General features: G+C 64.1%; 18 protein-coding genes. 10 read left to right on the top strand and 8 right to left on the bottom strand.

The window, feature by feature from the left end; translation table 11 throughout:
* Nucleotides 1-70 precede the first annotated feature (70 nt).
* The 7 genes from ACZ9A3_RS07460 to ACZ9A3_RS07430 all read left to right on the top strand — a co-directional run bounded on the left by ACZ9A3_RS07460 (nucleotide 71) and on the right by ACZ9A3_RS07430 (nucleotide 8,722).
* Entirely contained in the window at nucleotides 71-1,162 is a 1,092-nt protein-coding gene (locus tag ACZ9A3_RS07460; RefSeq protein WP_045201254.1) for a tartrate dehydrogenase, read from the top strand.
* A 197-nt stretch (nucleotides 1,163-1,359) separates the two neighbouring features.
* Complete coding sequence (locus ACZ9A3_RS07455) at nucleotides 1,360-2,958, top strand: BCCT family transporter (protein ID WP_476252319.1); 1,599 nt, start codon at nucleotides 1,360-1,362, stop codon at nucleotides 2,956-2,958.
* Between the two features lie 171 nt (nucleotides 2,959-3,129).
* Nucleotides 3,130-4,251, top strand: a complete 1,122-nt coding sequence (locus ACZ9A3_RS07450; protein ID WP_045201252.1) for an aromatic ring-hydroxylating oxygenase subunit alpha — start codon at nucleotides 3,130-3,132, stop codon at nucleotides 4,249-4,251.
* A gap of 51 nt (nucleotides 4,252-4,302) precedes the next feature.
* A complete protein-coding gene (locus ACZ9A3_RS07445; RefSeq protein ID WP_476252318.1) occupies nucleotides 4,303-5,751 on the top strand; it encodes an NAD-dependent succinate-semialdehyde dehydrogenase in 1,449 nt (482 codons plus the stop codon).
* 57 nt (nucleotides 5,752-5,808) lie between these two features.
* Nucleotides 5,809-6,780, top strand: a complete 972-nt coding sequence (locus ACZ9A3_RS07440) for a PDR/VanB family oxidoreductase (RefSeq protein ID WP_093384445.1) — start codon at nucleotides 5,809-5,811, stop codon at nucleotides 6,778-6,780.
* A 138-nt stretch (nucleotides 6,781-6,918) separates the two neighbouring features.
* Entirely contained in the window at nucleotides 6,919-8,001 is a 1,083-nt protein-coding gene (locus ACZ9A3_RS07435; protein WP_093384448.1) for a helix-turn-helix domain-containing protein, read from the top strand.
* 31 nt (nucleotides 8,002-8,032) lie between these two features.
* Nucleotides 8,033-8,722 (top strand): YoaK family protein, encoded by a 690-nt coding sequence (locus ACZ9A3_RS07430; RefSeq protein ID WP_093384453.1) that lies wholly within the window; start codon nucleotides 8,033-8,035, stop codon nucleotides 8,720-8,722.
* A gap of 6 nt (nucleotides 8,723-8,728) precedes the next feature.
* Here ACZ9A3_RS07430 and ACZ9A3_RS07425 read toward each other — a convergent pair whose 3' ends face one another.
* On the bottom strand, nucleotides 8,729-9,079 hold the full coding sequence (locus ACZ9A3_RS07425; protein ID WP_045201247.1) for a DUF2322 family protein: 351 nt from the start codon (nucleotides 9,077-9,079) through the stop codon (nucleotides 8,729-8,731).
* 219 nt (nucleotides 9,080-9,298) lie between these two features.
* Between ACZ9A3_RS07425 and ACZ9A3_RS07420 the strand changes: the two genes are divergently transcribed.
* Nucleotides 9,299-9,454: a YceK/YidQ family lipoprotein gene (locus tag ACZ9A3_RS07420; RefSeq protein ID WP_176794274.1), complete on the top strand. Its 156-nt coding sequence runs from the start codon at nucleotides 9,299-9,301 to the stop codon at nucleotides 9,452-9,454.
* A 12-nt stretch (nucleotides 9,455-9,466) separates the two neighbouring features.
* Here ACZ9A3_RS07420 and ACZ9A3_RS07415 read toward each other — a convergent pair whose 3' ends face one another.
* From ACZ9A3_RS07415 to ACZ9A3_RS07405, 3 genes are read right to left on the bottom strand one after another with little or no spacing between them, the layout of a single operon-like run.
* A complete protein-coding gene (locus ACZ9A3_RS07415; protein WP_213601731.1) occupies nucleotides 9,467-10,291 on the bottom strand; it encodes a methyltransferase domain-containing protein in 825 nt (274 codons plus the stop codon).
* Nucleotides 10,292-10,317: 26 nt separating this feature from the next.
* Nucleotides 10,318-10,680, bottom strand: a complete 363-nt coding sequence (locus ACZ9A3_RS07410; RefSeq protein WP_195883694.1) for a DUF1641 domain-containing protein — start codon at nucleotides 10,678-10,680, stop codon at nucleotides 10,318-10,320.
* A 26-nt stretch (nucleotides 10,681-10,706) separates the two neighbouring features.
* Entirely contained in the window at nucleotides 10,707-11,897 is a 1,191-nt protein-coding gene (locus tag ACZ9A3_RS07405) for an NAD(P)/FAD-dependent oxidoreductase (RefSeq protein ID WP_476252317.1), read from the bottom strand.
* Nucleotides 11,898-12,096: 199 nt separating this feature from the next.
* Here ACZ9A3_RS07405 and ACZ9A3_RS07400 point away from each other — a divergent pair, with 199 nt between their 5' ends.
* Nucleotides 12,097-12,516, top strand: a complete 420-nt coding sequence (locus ACZ9A3_RS07400; RefSeq protein WP_213601735.1) for an RDD family protein — start codon at nucleotides 12,097-12,099, stop codon at nucleotides 12,514-12,516.
* Between the two features lies 1 nt (nucleotide 12,517).
* Here the strand turns inward: ACZ9A3_RS07400 and ACZ9A3_RS07395 are convergent, their stop codons facing one another.
* Together ACZ9A3_RS07395 and ACZ9A3_RS07390 are read right to left on the bottom strand one after the other, a co-directional pair.
* Nucleotides 12,518-12,652 carry a hypothetical protein gene (locus tag ACZ9A3_RS07395; RefSeq protein WP_476252316.1) on the bottom strand — a complete coding sequence of 45 codons (135 nt, stop codon included), beginning with the start codon at nucleotides 12,650-12,652 and terminating at the stop codon, nucleotides 12,518-12,520.
* A gap of 21 nt (nucleotides 12,653-12,673) precedes the next feature.
* Nucleotides 12,674-12,916 carry a hypothetical protein gene (locus ACZ9A3_RS07390; RefSeq protein WP_476252315.1) on the bottom strand — a complete coding sequence of 81 codons (243 nt, stop codon included), beginning with the start codon at nucleotides 12,914-12,916 and terminating at the stop codon, nucleotides 12,674-12,676.
* A 139-nt stretch (nucleotides 12,917-13,055) separates the two neighbouring features.
* Between ACZ9A3_RS07390 and ACZ9A3_RS07385 the strand changes: the two genes are divergently transcribed.
* Nucleotides 13,056-14,885: an SLC13 family permease gene (locus tag ACZ9A3_RS07385; protein WP_093384471.1), complete on the top strand. Its 1,830-nt coding sequence runs from the start codon at nucleotides 13,056-13,058 to the stop codon at nucleotides 14,883-14,885.
* Here ACZ9A3_RS07385 and ACZ9A3_RS07380 read toward each other — a convergent pair.
* Together ACZ9A3_RS07380 and ACZ9A3_RS07375 are read right to left on the bottom strand one after the other, a co-directional pair.
* Complete coding sequence (locus ACZ9A3_RS07380) at nucleotides 14,857-15,564, bottom strand: DUF3313 domain-containing protein (protein WP_093384474.1); 708 nt, start codon at nucleotides 15,562-15,564, stop codon at nucleotides 14,857-14,859. The two genes, ACZ9A3_RS07385 and ACZ9A3_RS07380, sit on opposite strands and share 29 nt — an antisense overlap.
* A gap of 2 nt (nucleotides 15,565-15,566) precedes the next feature.
* On the bottom strand, nucleotides 15,567-15,878 hold the full coding sequence (locus ACZ9A3_RS07375; RefSeq protein WP_476252314.1) for a hypothetical protein: 312 nt from the start codon (nucleotides 15,876-15,878) through the stop codon (nucleotides 15,567-15,569).
* Nucleotides 15,879-15,890 lie beyond the last annotated feature (12 nt).

Genomic DNA, 15,890 nt, shown 5'->3' with positions numbered 1-15,890 from the left:
GAGATTATCTCTGAATCCTGCCCTTATAGCATGAGCCGCACCTGTTCCCTAGACAACGAGTGCGCCCCTCATGAGCAAGACTTTCAGAATCGCCGCAATTCCCGGTGACGGCATCGGCAACGAAGTCCTCCCCGAAGGCATCCGCGTGGTCGAAGCCGCCGCGCGCAAGCATGGCCTGGACATCAGCTTCGAGTTCTTCGAATGGGCCAGCTGCGACTACTACCTGGCCCACGGCAAGATGATGCCGGACGACTGGTTCGAGCAGCTCAAGGATTTCGACGCCCTGTATTTCGGTGCAGTGGGCTGGCCCGACAAAGTCCCGGACCACATCTCGCTGTGGGGCTCGCTGCTGAAGTTTCGCCGCGACTTCGACCAGTACGTGAACATCCGCCCGGTGCGCCTGTTCCCTGGCGTGCCCTGCCCGCTGGCTGGCCGTGAGCCGGGCGATATCGATTTCGTGGTGATCCGCGAGAACACCGAAGGCGAATACTCGTCCCTGGGCGGGCGCATGTTCGAAGGCACTGACAACGAGTTCGTGCTGCAGGAGTCGGTGTTCACCCGCCGTGGTGTCGACCGTATCCTCAAGTACGCCTTCGAGGTGGCACAAACCCGCGAGCGCAAGCACGTGACCTCGGCGACCAAGTCCAACGGCATGGCCGTGAGCATGCCCTACTGGGACGAGCGCACCGCAGCCATGGCTGCCAATTATCCGGACATCACCTGGGACAAGCAGCACATTGATATCCTCTGCGCCCGCTTCGTGCTGCAGCCGGATCGCTTCGACGTGGTGGTGGCCTCGAACCTGTTCGGCGACATCCTCTCCGACCTCGGCCCGGCCTGCGCCGGCACCATCGGCATCGCGCCATCGGCCAACCTCAACCCCGAGCGCAAATTCCCGTCGCTGTTCGAGCCGGTGCACGGTTCGGCCCCGGACATCTACGGCAAGAACATCGCCAACCCGATCGCGATGATCTGGTCGGGCGCGCTGATGCTCGAGTTCCTTGGCAACGACGGCGCCGACCCGCGCTACCGCGCCGCCCACGACGACATCCTCAAGGCCATCGAGCAGGTCATTGCCGCCGGCGACACCACCCGCGACATGGGCGGGCAGAAGTCGACCCAGCAAGTCGGCGAAGCCATCAGCGCGCTGATCGAAGGTTGAGGACCAGGGGCCGATTGTCAGAATTATCTGACAAAACGGCCCCTTGGCTCTTGCGGGTGAAGCGGATTATCTGCAGAATCTGTTAACCAAAAGATTCACGTTAACCATTAGTTAACATAGAAGCAGGGAGTGCTGCCGCAACACCCCCGGATTGCCTGCCGGGTATAGCTAAGAACGCCAACGTCCAGGAGACGATGATGTCGCACAAAAATAAAAAGATAGATGTGTTCCTGATTACCGTGAGTTTGATTGCCGTGCTGCTCACTGTCATCGGCCTTGCAGCCTTCCCGGGCGAAGCCGAGCACGCGGCCAACCAGTTGTTCGAACTGTCGACCCGGACCTTCGGCACCAGTGTCCAGGTGCTGGTGCTCGGCAGCTCGCTGGCGGTGCTGTACCTGGCCTTCAGCAAGTACGGCAACATCCGCCTGGGCAGTGGCAAACCCGAGTACGCCACCGCCACCTGGGTGTTCATGTTCATCTGCGCCGGCATGGGTTCCTCGACCCTGTACTGGGGCGTGATGGAATGGGCCTACTACTACCAGACCCCGGGCCTGAACATCGCCGCCGCTACCCCCAAGGCGCTCGAGTACAGCATCAGCTACTCGTTCTTCCACTGGGGCGTCAGCGCCTGGTCGATCTATGCCCTGGCCTCGCTGGCCATGGCCTATCACTTTCATGTACGCAAGAAGAGCGGCCTGAACCTGGCCTCGATCGTTGAAGCGGTGACCGGCTTCAAGGCCACCGGCCCGGTCGGGCGCAGCGTCGACCTGATCTTTTTGCTGACCATGATGGGCGCACTGACCGTGTCGCTGGCGCTCACCGCCTCGACCCTGACACGCGGCCTGCATGACCTGGCCGGCACCCCGGACACCTTCACCGTGCAACTGCTGGTGATCGGTGCGGTGGCGGTGATGTTCTCGCTCAGCTCCTACATCGGTATCGATGGCGGCCTGCAGCGCCTGAGCAAGATGGTCTGTATCGGCGCCCTGGTGTTTGCCCTAGTGGTGCTGCTGGTCGGCCCGACCCAGTTCACCATCAACAACACCGCCAACTCGATTGGCCTGATGATCCAGAACTACGTGCACATGAGCCTGTTCACCGACCCGGCCGGCGATGGTGCCTTTACCCGCAACTGGACGGTGTTCTACTGGCTCTGGTGGGTGTCCTACGCGCCAGGCGTGGCCATGTTCGTGACCCGCGTATCGCGCGGCCGGCAAATCAAGGAAGTGGTCATGGCCCTGCTGCTCGGTGGCAGCTTCGGTTGCTGGTTCTTCTTCGGTGCGCTGGAAAGCTACAGCATGCACCAGTTCATCACCGGCGCCGTCGACGTGCCGAAGATGCTCAGCGAACAAGGCGGCGAATCGGCGGTGACCCATCTGCTGCTGGCCTTGCCGTGGGGCCAGGTGTTCCTGGGCGTGTACCTGTTCATCATGGCGATCTTCTGCGCCTCGCATATGGACGCCGCCGCCTATGCCGTGGCCGCCACCAGCACCCGCAACCTGCGCGAAGGCGACGACCCGACGCCGACCCACCGCCTGTTCTGGTGCGTGGTGCTGACCCTGGTGCCGCTGGCCATGCTGTTCGCCAAGGCCTCGTTGTCGACCATGAAGACCGCCGTGGTGCTCACCGCCATCCCGTTCATGGTGATCCTGCTGGTGAAGATCTACGGCTTCTTCAAATGGATGATCGAAGACTACGGCCAGGTCCCGGCCTACCGCATCGAGGAAGAAGCGGCGCGCATGGCCGGTGAAGAACCGGCGCAAAAAGCCCCGCGCAGCGCCGCCGCAGTGCACTGATCACACACCTGTGGGAGCGGGCTTGCCCCGCGATAGCGATCTGAGCCTCGTACAGGCCAGATCGCGGGGCAAGCCCGCTCCTACAACAGCAGTAAATTTTTTTGCCTGATTTGTTAACTGATAGATACGCGTTAACCAATAACTAAAAACCGTGCTTGTGAGACCCCGATCATGAATGACTTCAAACGCCTGCCCGCCGATTTCTGCGCCAACGCCGAAGAGGCGTTCACCATCCCAGCGAGCTTCTACACCCAGGCCGCGGTGTTCGAGCACGAGAAAGAAAACATCTTCGCCCGCAGCTGGATCTGCGTCGGCCACCGCAGTGAAGTGGCCGAGAACAACGCCTACATCACCCGTGAAGTGATCGGCGAAAGCATCATCGTCGTGCGCGGTCGCGACAGCATCCTGCGCGCCTTCTACAACGTCTGCCCGCACCGTGGCCACCAGTTGCTCAGCGGCAGCGGCAAGGCCAAGAACGTCATCACCTGCCCGTACCACGCCTGGACCTTCAAGCTCGACGGCGACCTGGCCCACGCCCGCAACTGCGACAACGTGGTCAACTTCGACAAAGAAAACTCGACCCTGGTGCAATTGCGCGTCGAAGAATACGCAGGCTTCATCTTCATCAACATGGACATGCAAGCGGGTTCGGTCGAAGACCAGTTGCCCGGCCTGCAAGCGCGCATGCGTGAAGCCTGCGGCGTGATCGACGACCTGCACCTGGCCGCGCGCTTTGTCAGCGACACCCCGGCCAACTGGAAGTCGATCGTCGACAACTACCTCGAGTGCTACCACTGCGCCCCGGCCCACCCGGGCTTCTCCGACTCGGTCGACGTCGGCCAGTACAGCCACAGCATGCATGGCAACTGGACCCTGCAGTACGGCCTGGCGAAACCTTCGGAGCAGTCGTTCAAGTTCGACGAAAGCGTCAAGGACCCCTCCTTCGCAGGTTTCTGGGCCTGGCCGTGCACCATGTTCAACGTGCCGCCAGGAGCCAACTTCATGACCGTGATCTACGAGTTCCCGGTCGATGCCGAAACCACCCTGCAGCACTACGACATCTATTTCCTCAACAAGGACATCAGCGAAGAGCAGCAAAAGCTCATCGACTGGTACCGCGAAGTGTTCCGCCCCGAAGACCTGCGCCTGGTCGAGAGCGTGCAGAAAGGCCTCAAGTCGCGCGGCTACCGTGGCCAGGGCCGGATCATGGCCGACCGCGAGCGCAGCGGCATGAGCGAGCACGGCATTGCTCACTTCCACAACCTGATCGCCGTCGCCCACCTCAACGACTGATACCGCCCGCCGCAGGCCTGACCGCCTGCGGCGCGCTTCGGAGTGCCTTGCGTGAAACTCAATGACAACAAGCTGTTCCGCCAGCAGGCCTACATTGCCGGGCGCTGGTGCGACGCCGATGACCGGCGCAGCCTGCCAGTAACCGACCCGGCCACCGGCGAGCTGCTCGGCAGCGTGCCGCTGATGGCCGGCAACGAAGCGCTGCGCGCCATCGAAGCCGCCGAAGCGGCCCTGGCCGACTGGCGCGGGCGCACCGCCAAGGAACGCGCCCAGGTGCTGCGCCGCTGGTTCGAGCTGCTGCTCGAGCACGAACAGGACCTCGCCCGGCTGATGACCTTCGAACAGGGCAAGCCACTGCACGAAGCCCTGGGTGAAATCCGCTACGCCGCCTCCTTCGTCGAATGGTTCGCCGAAGAAGGCAAGCGCGTCTATGGCGACGTGATCCCCAGCCCCGCCAACGACAAACGCCTGCTGGTGATCAAGCAAGGCATCGGCGTGTGCACCGCCATCACCCCGTGGAACTTCCCGGCGGCGATGATCACCCGCAAGGTCGCCCCGGCCCTGGCCGCTGGCTGCACCATGGTGGTCAAGCCGGCCAACGAAACACCGTTCTGCGCCCTGGCCCTGGCCGAGCTTGCCGAGCGCGCCGGGGTACCGGCCGGGGTATTCAGCGTGGTCACCGGCGATGCCCCGGCGATTGGCGCGCAGTTCACCGGCCACCCGAGCGTGCGCAAGCTGAGCTTCACCGGCTCGACGCCAATCGGCCGCCTGCTGATGGGCCAGTGCGCCGAGACCATCAAGAAAGTCAGCCTGGAACTGGGCGGCAACGCGCCGTTCATTGTCTTCGCCGATGCCGACATCGACGCGGCGGTCGAAGGCGCCATCGTCGCCAAGTACCGCAACGCCGGGCAGACCTGCGTGTGCGTCAACCGCTTCTACGTGCACGACAGCGTGTATGAGCAGTTTGCCCAGCGCTTCGTCGAACGCGTACGCGCCCTGGAAGTCGGCCATGGCAGCGCCGTCGGCAGCCAGATCGGCCCGCTGATCAGCGACAAGGCGGTGGCCAAGGTCCGCAGCCTGATCGACGACGCGCTCGGCAAAGGCGCCGAGCTGGTGCTAGGCGGCAAGGCCCATGCCCTGGGCGGCAACTTCTTCGAACCCACCGTGCTGGCCAACATTGGCCCGGGCATGGAGCTGCTCGAAGAAGAAATCTTCGGCCCGGTGGCGGCGCTGGTGCGCTTTAGCAGCGACGAGCAGGTCATTGCCCTGGCCAACGCCACCCAGTACGGCCTCGCCGCCTACTTCTACAGCCGCGATATCGCCCGGGTGTTCAAGGTCGCCGAGCAGCTGGAGTACGGCATGGTCGGGGTCAACACCGGGCTGATCTCCAACGAGGTCGCGCCGTTCGGTGGCATCAAGCAATCGGGCCTGGGCCGTGAAGGCTCCAAGTACGGCATCGAGGATTATCTGGAAATCAAATACCTGTGCCTGGCGGTCTGAGCACAGGTTCCGACACGCGGCAGGGCCTGCCGCGTGCTGTTGCAGTCGAGGTGAAACATGGCCAACAAGTATGAAATGTTCAGCGTGCAGGTAACCGAAGTCGAACAGGCAACGCCGCTGATCAAGCGCTTCACCCTGGCCCGCGAAGACGGCGCGCCGATGCCCGCCTTCACCGGCGGCAGCCATGTCATCGTGCAGATGCAGGGCGCCGATGGCAGCCAGTTCAGCAACGCCTATTCGCTGATGAGCGATCCGCGCGACACCCGCAGCTACCAGATCGGCGTGCGCCTTGAAGAGCAGTCCAAGGGCGGTTCGGCGTTCATGCACCAGCAGGTGCAGGTTGGCAGCCGCCTGACCATCTCCTCGCCGAACAACCTGTTCGCCCTCGACCCCAGCGCCGGGCGCCATGTGCTGATTGCCGGCGGCATCGGCATCACGCCGTTCCTGGCCCAGTTGCACGAGCTGGAAGGTGGCGCCACTGATTACGAGCTGCACTACGCCTTCCGCGCCCCGGAGCACGGTGCCTTCCAGCAGCAACTGGAAAGCGGTCCGCATGCCGGCAACACCCGTTTCTACATCGACAGCCTCGAGCGCAAGCTCGACCTCGCCGCGCTGTGCGCGGGCCTGGCTGACGATGCCCACCTGTATGTGTGCGGGCCCAAGCCGCTGATCGATGCGGTGATCGCCACCGCCGCCAAGGCCGGCATCGGCGAGCAGCGCGTGCACTGGGAGCAGTTCGCCGCCGCCCCGGTGACCGGCGCCGCCTTCACCGTGGTGCTGGCCCGTTCCGGCACCGAGCTGCAGGTCGAGGAAGGCATGACCATCCTCCAGGCCATCGAGAAGTCCAAGGCCGCCAAGGTCGAATGCCTGTGCCGCGAAGGCGTGTGCGGCACCTGCGAGACAGCGATCCTTGAAGGCGAGGCCGAGCACTTTGACCAATACCTGAGCGATGACGAAAAGGCCGCGCAGCAGAGCATGATGCTCTGTGTCTCGCGGGCCCGCTCGGCACGCTTGGTGTTGGATCTGTAGGCATCAAGCTCCAAGCTTCAAGCCTCAAGCTGCAAGACAGGTACGCTCAGGCGCCTCTTGCAGCTCGAAGCTTGAAGCTTGAAGCTGCCCCACAGGTATACTGGCAGGCTCTTGGCCCCCGATCAGGACACCCTGCCGATGATGGAAAACAGTTTCGCCTTTCGCCTCAAGGAACTGCTCGAGCATCACAAGCTGACATTGCAAGCCGTCGGCACGGCCCTGGGGATCTCGCGCACGGCGGTACACAAATGGACCCGTGGCGGCGAAATCGACTACGACAACCTGCGCAAGCTGGCCGATTTTCTCAAGGTCAACTGGATCTGGCTGCGCTACGGCGAAGAAGCCCTGCAGAACATCCAGCAGCCGCAAGTGGTCGAGCTGCCGATGACCGACCTGCGCCGGCGCTACACCGCCCAGATCATGGAAAGCGAAACGCGCATGAAGCTGGCCCAGGAAGGTGCGCGCATCGTCACCTGGGAATGGAACCTGATCAGCGACGAAGTCACCTACTCGCCCAACGTCGAGCAGGTCTATGGCTGGCCGGTGCATCGCAACGAAGACTTCTGGGCCCACCTGCCGGCCGAAGACGTCGAGCACATGCAGGCCATGTACGCCCAGGCGGTGGCCGACGGCAGTGGCTGCGAATGCGATTTTCGCATCACCCGCCCCGACGGCGAGGTGCGCTGGATTGCTTCCCGGGCCACGGTGCTGCGCGACAGTGCCGGGCGTTCGGTGAAGATGGTCGGCATCAGCATGGACAACACCGAGCGCAAGGTCGCCGAAGAAGAACTGCGCAACAGTGAAGAGCGCTTCCGGGCGATCTTCGAACTGGCCTGGGGCGCCCTCGCCTACATCGACCCCGACGGCAGCTGGCAGCGGGTCAACAACAGCCTCTGCGAGCTGCTTGGCTACCGTGCCGAAGAACTTTACGGCATGACCTTCCAGCAGATCACCCACCCCGATGACCTGGCCGCCAACCTGCAGTTGCTGCAGGCCATGCTCGCGGGCCAGAGCGAGCGCTACGAGGTGGAAAAACGCGTGCGCCGCAAGAACGGCGAGTACCTCTGGGTGCGCGCGCGCACCTCGCTGCAGCGCCGCCGGGACGGTGCGCCGGAGCACCTGATCAGCGTGTTCGAGGACATCAGCGCCGAGCGCTGCGAGCACGAGCGCCTGCAGGCGCATATCGCCGGGCTCGAAGCACGGCTGACAGAAAAACCCTAAGCCCACTCATCGCTTATCGGGAGCGCCAAGGATGCTGCCAGGTTCCACCTCCACTTCTGCCCGGGTCGCGCGCCTGCGCGGCAGGGTTGGCTTGTATTTTGTCGCCGCGCTGTCGGTGCTGGCCGGCATGACCGACGCCATCGGCTTCATGGCCACCGGCGATTTCGTCTCGTTCATGAGCGGCAACACCACGCGCCTGGCGGTATCGCTGGGTGCAGGTGAGCTGGCGCCGATCCTGCGCATTGGCGCGGTGCTGCTGGCCTTTGTCGTCGGCAATGCCCTGGGCGTGGTGATCGCGCGCCTGAGCGGCCGCCGCCCGTGCCCGCTGCTGCTGATCATCGCCGCGCTGCTGGGGTTGGCGGCACTATTGCCCAGCACCCTGCAACTGCCGGCACTGGTCTCGGCCGTCACCGCCATGGGCATGATCAACGCCGTGGTTGAAGAGGTGAACGGCCTGCCGATCGGCCTCACCTATGTCACCGGCGCGCTGTCGCGCTTTGGCCGGGGCCTGGGCCGGGCGCTGCTGGGCGAGCGCCGGCAAGGCTGGCGGGTGCAGTTGATTCCGTGGACCGGGATGTTCGTCGGCGCCGTGCTCGGGGTGCTGCTGGAGCAGGCCTTCGATCTGGCCGCACTGCTGTTCAGCGCCCTGCTGGCCGCCGCGCTGGGCGTGATCTCGCTGAAGATCCCGCGGCGCTGGCAGCTCAGGTACATGCCGCGCTAGGCAGATTTACAGGCAGGTGGCCAGGGCCGCCATGCGCCGCAGGGCGACGTTGTCGTTGTGCTTGGCGTAGTAACTGACCGCAGTGCTGGCGCCCTGGGCCTTGATGTCGGCAAAGGACTCCGCCTCACGGGTGTAGACGGTGAAGCCGCCTTGCTTGCCAGGCTCGAGGTAGCCGCTGGCATCGACCCCGAAGACGTCCTCGTCCTGCCAGCCGAACTGGATGCACTGGGCAACCACATCCGCCGCCTTGGTCGAGGTGAAGGCCTTGGTCGGCGCCTGGCCGCGCGCCGCCTCCATGGCCGAAGACGCACACCCGGCCAACAACGCTGCAGCGACCATCGCCATTACTACCCGCATGACTCATCCTCGTCAGAAAAAAGACGTGACTGTAGCATTGCCCGGGCGTCAAAGAGACAACCCGCGTGCATAAAGCCGCGGTTTCATCTGCCAAGGAAGCGCACCATCAGAACCCTCGCCTGCCTGCTGCTCAGCAGCACCCTCGCCCTCTCTGCCTGCGGCTCGATCATGGGCCGGGGCTCGGGCTACTACTCTGAGCGCCCCTCCGATGGCGCCTTCATGGGCAGCCGCTCGAATGTGGCGATGCTGTTCGCCCCGACCTACCTGCAGTACTGCTGGCCAACCCTGGTCTGCCCGGCGGCCTTTATCGTCTCGCTGCCGGTGGACGTGACCCTGGACGTGGTGCTGCTGCCCTACGACATCGCCCGGCGCTGATGCCGGGCAAATTCACAGGGTGGCGACAATAAAGGTGCGCTTGAACGGGAACAGCGTGCGGCCGTCGTCCTCCTGCGGGTAGTGCGCGTGCAACAGCTTCAGGTACTTGTCGAGAAAGGCCTGGCGTTCGACCTCGTCCAGGGCAGTGAGCACCGGGCGCAGGGCCGAAACCTTGACCCAGTCGAAGATCGGCGAATTGCCCTCGACCACCTGCAGGTGCTCGGTCTCCCAGATGTCCAGCTCGCGGGTCAGCGGCGCCAGCAAGCGATAGTAACTGTCCAGCGTCAGCACATTGCGCGCGGCCATGAACTTGCGCAGTTCCAGGGTCCCTAACGGCCGGCCACTGGGCCCGGGCTCGCTGAGGGCGCGCAGCATCAACTGGTACCAGGGCGCATCGCGCCAGTTGGGCATGTGCGCAGCCAGGCAGCCGCCCGCCTGCAACTGCCCGAGCAAGCGCGGCAACAGGCTTTCGTGGTCTTCGATAAAGTGCAGCACGGCGGCAGCGAACAGCAGGTTGGCCGGTTTTTGCGCCTGCCACTGGCTGACATCGACATGCAGCCAGTTGACGCTGATCGGCAGTGCCAGGGCCTCCTGGAGCATCTCGACCGAACTGTCGACGCCGAACAGCTCGGCCCGTGGCCAGCGCTCGGCGAGCAGGCGCGTGGCGATGCCGGTGCCGCAGCCCAGGTCATAGATGCATTCGGGTGAGTCCAGGTGCAGGTGGTCGAGCAATTCCAGCACCGGGCGTTCGCGCAGGCGGGCAAACTGCAGGTAGCTTTTGGGGTCCCAGGCGCTGTTGGCGCCGGGTGCGGTGGTGCGTTTACGCGGTTCGAGCATGACGGTGGTCCTCTAGCTCCGTGCGATCAATCCTGTCGTCCAATGACATTCAATACTCTGAGTACCAGGGCAAGCCCTCGACGGGTGTGCGGGTCTCGTAGCAGCAACAGCAGGCCATACAGGCTGGGGGTGGGTTGGTTGCGGGTTTGCGCCGAGGCCATGCGCAAGGCATTGCCCAGGTTCCAGCTCAGGGCCGTGGCCTCCTCGAACAGCCCCGAGAGTTTCTCGACCATGGCCGCATCGAGCAGGTCGACAAGGTCGGCGCTCAGTGACAGCAGGTCGACGACGTTGTCCAGGCGGCCACTGTCGAGCAGCGGCTGGAGTTTGCGCAGCAGGGCGTCCAGGCCCGGGTTGGCGCTCACTACGGCGGGTGAATCGATAGCATCCATGACACTCGGCTCCTCCCGTTGTCGGGTCAAAGCATTCCACGGGCCACGGCCCAGTACAGGCCGCGGTTGAATCCATTGCGCAGCAGGCTGCCAAGCTTGGTCGGCGGCGTCGGCAGCACGTCGTGAAGGTAGTCGTAGCACAGCGGCATGCCCATCCCCAGGCCCATCTGCGCCGCAGCCTGGACCTTGCCGTCGTACACCGCGCAGGTGCTGCCCAGGCGGATTTCGCCGGCGATGTTGTTGGCGATTATCGGTGCCTGGTTATGGCAGGCGCCGCCAGCCTTGCTGATCGGCAGGTCGACGCTGTCGCCGATCACATACACGCCGTCCAGGCCATAGACCTGCAGGGTTTCGTGGTTGGTCGGCAGCCAGCCTTCGTTGTTCGGCGCGCGCGAGGCGCCGCTGTGCAACACGGCATCCACCGCGCGGATTGGCGGCGTGGCCATGAGAATGTCGAACGCCTGCGCGTCGCCCTCTTCGGAGTAGGCAATGCGCTGTTCGGGGTCGACCTTGCTGAGGGTGAAGCCGCGCTGGAAGCGGATGTTCTTCTGCTCGAAAATGCCCGGCAGGATCTCGCCGGTGGGCCGCTGCAAGAACAGGCAATTGCGCAGCAGCTGCGCGGTGCTCGGGTAGGTGTAGATGATCTCGACCTTGTCGCGCACCCCGCGCTGGCGCAGGTAGTCGTCGAGCATCAGGGTGGTTTCCACCGGAGCGATGCCGCATTGGTGCGGCACGTTGGGGGTTTGCGGAAACGACACGGTGATGAAAATCCGCCCCTTCTCGATGCTCGCCAGGCGCCGCGCCAGTTGCCGCGCCGGCTCGTACTGGTAGAAGTGGTCACCGGCCTCCTGCAGGCCCTCGATACGCTCCGGGGCGGGCACGCAGCCGGTGGCGATCACCAGAAAGTCATAGCCGTAGCGCTTGCCTGAGCGGGTATGCAGGGTTTGCCCGGCGAAATCGAAGTGGGTGACTTCCTGCACCTGGAAGTCGATTTCCGGGCGCAGCAACGAGCGCTGCGGGCGCTTGAGCTCGTTTTCGAAGAACTGGTTGAAGGCCACGTACATGAACGCGGGCTTGTAGTAGTGATGAGCGGAATTGGACAGCAGGGTCACGCGCACCTGCTCGCTGAGCACTTCCGGGTAGAGCTTGCTTACCAGTTGATTGGCCAGCATCGTACCGCCGACGCCGCCACCCACAATGACAATATGCCTGGCCATTGAGTCGCATCCCTGCTGTGGATCCAATCCACATGGTTAAAGCACCGGCGACAATAAGCAAATACTCCTTGGCTATAAGTGTTAATCCATTGGTGCAAGAATTGCGAGCGCATCAGGGGGTTGCTGCCAATCCAGGCCGTGCGTTAAAGCGCCAGGAATGCGACCATCGCCCTACCTCGCAAGGATCAGCGCAATCACCATGCACGTCTCCCGCACCACCCTGATCATCCGCCGCATCGGCGCCTGGCTGCTCGATACCCTGTTCGCCCTCGGCGCCTGGTTTGTGCTGGCCGTGCTCGGCTATGGCCGTGGCGAAGACGGCATGCTGCTGATGCAGCTGCTGTACTTCCCGGTATTTGAATACCTGATGCGCGGGCGAACCCCGGGCAAGCTGCTGCTGGGGCTGATGGTGATCAACCGCGCCGGCCAGCCGCCGAACCTGTTGCAGGCGCTGGTGCGCGGCATCACCCGGCCGCTCGAGGCCGCCTTTGGCCTGATCGTCATCTGGCTGTGCGCCGAGTCGCGCCATTGCCAGCGGCCCGGCGACTGGCTGGCGCGCAGCTATGTGATCGACAGCCGCGACCTCAGGGTGCTGCGCCAGCAGGCAGGCACCGGCTAACTTACAAAGCCTCGTCGGCGTCCTCGTCTTCTTCGACTTCACGCTTGTTGGCCATGCCGTTCATCAGCCCTATCACCCCCGCCACGTACAGCCCGGCCAGGCACATGATCACCGAGGGCTCGACGCCGAAGATCATCTGCGAGATACCCGCTATCGCCTACACCAGCAGGCCGCCGAAGACGTTGGTGTCGATGTTGTGGTGATTGAGCAAAAACGTACCCAGCAACGCCAGGGCCACCAGGCTGAAGCAAATGGCGATGTAGGAGTAGGCCTTGAAATCCCAGATCAGAAAGACATTGATCGTCGAGGTGTAGTTGATGATGTAGCCGATCAGCGTGATGCAGCCAATGAAACCGAGGGCCACGGCGGTGCCCTTCCAGTTGCTGGTGTTGTGGTCCAAAACGTTCTTCCTTGAATGAGCAAAAATCGGCGGCCACTCTACCACCGATCCGCGGCAATGCCCCGCACGCTGCAGCACATCAACGAACTGGCGCTGATTTTCTGCCAGACTTGCAGCCTTCAGGTATCAGGATGACTGCATGAACCACGATCTGCTCTGGGTACTCGGCCTGCTGTTCAGCGCCGTGGCCCTGTTCATCGCCAACCGGCCACGCATGGACGTGGTCGCCCTGCTGGTGATCGTCGCCCTGCCGCTGCTGGGCATCATCAGCGTGCAGGAAGCCCTGGCCGGTTTCAGCGACCCCAACGTGGTGCTGATCGCCGCCCTGTTCGTGATCGGCGAAGGCCTGGTGCGTACCGGCATCGCCTACCGCATCGGCGAGTGGATGGCCGACCGCGCCGGCAACAGCGAAGCGCGGCTGATTGTCTTGCTGATGGTCTGCGTCGCCGGCCTGGGCTCGGTGATGAGCTCCACCGGGGTGGTGGCGATCTTCATTCCGGTGGTGTTGAGCATTGCCGCGCGCATGCAGGTCTCACCCAGCCGGCTGATGATGCCGCTGGCCTTCGCCGGCTTGATCAGCGGCATGCTCAGCCTGGTGGCAACCCCGCCCAACGTGGTGGTGCACAGTGAACTGGTGCGCCATGGCGAAAGCGGTTTCAGCTTCTTCAGCTTTACCCCGTTCGGCCTGGTGGTGCTGTTGCTGGGGGTTGGCTACATGCTCCTGACCCGCCACTGGCTGGGCGGCGAAGTGCGCAAGGACGGCAGCGCGCAAACCCGCCGCACCCTGCTCGACCTGATCATCGACTACAAGCTCGCCGGCCGCGAACGGCGCCTGCGCGTGCGCCCCGGTTCGCCCTTGATCGGCCACAGCCTGAGCGAACTGAAACTGCGCACCGAACACGGCGCCAGCGTGGTCGGCATCGAGCGCCAGCACAAGTTCACCACCCGCGTGCTCAGCCCCGATTCGAGCACCACGGTGCACGAAGGCGACGTGTTGCTGCTCGACCTGTTCGCGCCCAAGGACGACCTGCGCAGCCTGTGCCAGAGCATGCAGCTGGAACCGCTGCACTTCAAGGCCGCCTACTTCATCGACCAGTCCCAGGAAGTGGGCATGGCCGAAGTGGCGGTGCCGCCGGGCTCGCAATTGATCGGCAAGAGCCTGCTGGAGCTGACCTTCCGCAGCCGCTGGGGCCTCAACGTGGTCGGCCTGCGCCGCGACCAGAACGCCATCGAAGATCAACTGGTGGAAGAAAAACTCAAGCTCGGCGATACCCTGCTGATGATCGGCACCTGGAAAGCCATTCGCCAGTTGCAGACCCAGCCGCGGGACTTCCTGGTACTGAGCCTGCCAGCGGAAATCGACAACGTCGCCCCGGCCGGCAACCGCGCGCCCTATGCGCTGATCAGCCTGGCGGTGATGGTCGGGCTGATGGTCAGCGGCGTGGTGCCCAACGTGATTGCCGCGCTGATCGGCTGCCTGCTGATGGGCGCCGGGCGTTGCATCGACATGAACAGCGCCTACCGCGCCATCCACTGGCAGAGCCTGGTGCTGATCGTCGGCATGCTGCCGTTCGCCCTGGCCCTGCAGAAAACCGGCGGCATCGCCCTGGCCGTGCACGGCCTGGTGCAGATGCTCGGCAGCGCCGGGCCCTATGTGATCCTCGCCAGCCTGTTCGCCATCACCGCGATCATCGGCCTGTTCATCTCCAACACCGCCACCGCGGTGCTGATGGCGCCGGTGGCGGTGACCACCGCCGAGCAACTGGGCGCCTCGCCCTACCCCTTTGCGATGATCGTCGCCCTGGCCGCCTCGGCGGCGTTCATGACCCCGGTATCGTCGCCGGTCAACACCCTGGTGCTCGGCCCCGGCCAGTATCGCTTCAGCGATTTCGTCAAGGTCGGGGTGCCGTTCACCCTGCTGGTGATGGTGGTCAGCGTGATCATGGTGCCTTGGCTGTTTGCCCTGTGACGGCGCCGCGCTTCTGCGCCTGGAGGGTTTCGGCGGCCTGGCGCCAGTCCCGCGCCCAGCCATCAAGGACCACCTTGAGGTTGTCGGCGGTCATCACCTGATCGTCGTTCTCCAGCGGCAGGCCGGTGCCCTTGCGCACCACCTCGGCAACCACCGCGCGGCTGCCGCCGTCGAGGAACGCTGCTTCGGTGGCGATCACGCTGTCCAGATCGCGAATACCGACGGCGCTGCTGACTCCGGCGGCCACCAGGGTCACCGGCAGGTATTCATAAAAATGCAGCGCCTGGGTATGGGCGCCCACCGAGGTGATCGCCGGGCGCACGATCAAGGTGTGCGGGCCGGGCTGCTCGACCAGGTTGAGGACCTTGCCCAGTTCGCGCTTGAGCGCCGCATCGTAGTAACGGGTTACCGCCTGCAGGGTGCTCGCCGGGATCTGCGGGCTGGTCTTGGGCATCGGGTAGAACTGGCTCGGGGCAATGTACACCTGGCTGTAGCGCTCCATGCGCAGCTTGGGGCTGACCCAGCGCAGCACGGCGTCGCCGGAAGCGGTCTTGTGTTCGCTCAGCTGGTCGTAGTTGCGCAAAAAGCCCGAGTACTCCTTGGGGCTGACCTTGTTCTGGCTGCAACCGGCCAGCAGCAGCGAGGCGCTCAACAGCGGTACGATCAATTGCTTGCGCATGCTCAGACTCCGAAGCCGTCATTGGCCGGGCGCGGCGTGCTGGTCGAGCGGTCCACGTGCAGCTCGCCGTGGCTCATGATCCAGTGCACCAGTTCGCCCACGGGGATCTTGTAGCTGTACTCCATCCACTGGTTGCTGGTCGGGCTGTAGCGCTCGAAGTAATGGCTGAGGAGCATGTGCCTGCCGTCGCTGGACAAACCCAGGCGCGAGTCCTGGTAGCTGAGCAGCGCGTTGCGCCAGAGCTCCTGGGTGCGCAGGTCGAGGGTCAGCGACTGGTTGCTGTCAAAGTCTTGGGTCGGGTGGGTGGCCGGCATGGAAAACTCTCT

The organism is Pseudomonas sp. TE4620, assembly GCF_056279045.1.
Note: the sequence above shows the minus strand (reverse complement) of the source record. Positions and strands in the feature narration are given on the sequence as shown.

What these genes read in the sequence shown, in the direction of transcription:
- ACZ9A3_RS07460 (WP_045201254.1), top strand. Translation starts at nt 71, where the DNA reads ATGAGCAAGACTTTCAGAATCGCCGCAATTCCCGGTGACGGCATCGGC.
- ACZ9A3_RS07455 (WP_476252319.1), top strand. Translation starts at nt 1,360, where the DNA reads ATGTCGCACAAAAATAAAAAGATAGATGTGTTCCTGATTACCGTGAGT.
- ACZ9A3_RS07450 (WP_045201252.1), top strand. Translation starts at nt 3,130, where the DNA reads ATGAATGACTTCAAACGCCTGCCCGCCGATTTCTGCGCCAACGCCGAA.
- ACZ9A3_RS07440 (WP_093384445.1), top strand. Translation starts at nt 5,809, where the DNA reads ATGGCCAACAAGTATGAAATGTTCAGCGTGCAGGTAACCGAAGTCGAA.
- ACZ9A3_RS07435 (WP_093384448.1), top strand. Translation starts at nt 6,919, where the DNA reads ATGATGGAAAACAGTTTCGCCTTTCGCCTCAAGGAACTGCTCGAGCAT.
- ACZ9A3_RS07430 (WP_093384453.1), top strand. Translation starts at nt 8,033, where the DNA reads ATGCTGCCAGGTTCCACCTCCACTTCTGCCCGGGTCGCGCGCCTGCGC.
- ACZ9A3_RS07425 (WP_045201247.1), bottom strand. Translation starts at nt 9,079, where the DNA reads ATGCGGGTAGTAATGGCGATGGTCGCTGCAGCGTTGTTGGCCGGGTGT.
- ACZ9A3_RS07420 (WP_176794274.1), top strand. Translation starts at nt 9,299, where the DNA reads ATGGGCAGCCGCTCGAATGTGGCGATGCTGTTCGCCCCGACCTACCTG.
- ACZ9A3_RS07415 (WP_213601731.1), bottom strand. Translation starts at nt 10,291, where the DNA reads ATGCTCGAACCGCGTAAACGCACCACCGCACCCGGCGCCAACAGCGCC.
- ACZ9A3_RS07410 (WP_195883694.1), bottom strand. Translation starts at nt 10,680, where the DNA reads ATGGATGCTATCGATTCACCCGCCGTAGTGAGCGCCAACCCGGGCCTG.
- ACZ9A3_RS07405 (WP_476252317.1), bottom strand. Translation starts at nt 11,897, where the DNA reads ATGGCCAGGCATATTGTCATTGTGGGTGGCGGCGTCGGCGGTACGATG.
- ACZ9A3_RS07400 (WP_213601735.1), top strand. Translation starts at nt 12,097, where the DNA reads ATGCACGTCTCCCGCACCACCCTGATCATCCGCCGCATCGGCGCCTGG.
- ACZ9A3_RS07395 (WP_476252316.1), bottom strand. Translation starts at nt 12,652, where the DNA reads ATGATCTTCGGCGTCGAGCCCTCGGTGATCATGTGCCTGGCCGGGCTG.
- ACZ9A3_RS07385 (WP_093384471.1), top strand. Translation starts at nt 13,056, where the DNA reads ATGAACCACGATCTGCTCTGGGTACTCGGCCTGCTGTTCAGCGCCGTG.
- ACZ9A3_RS07380 (WP_093384474.1), bottom strand. Translation starts at nt 15,564, where the DNA reads ATGCGCAAGCAATTGATCGTACCGCTGTTGAGCGCCTCGCTGCTGCTG.
- ACZ9A3_RS07375 (WP_476252314.1), bottom strand. Translation starts at nt 15,878, where the DNA reads ATGCCGGCCACCCACCCGACCCAAGACTTTGACAGCAACCAGTCGCTG.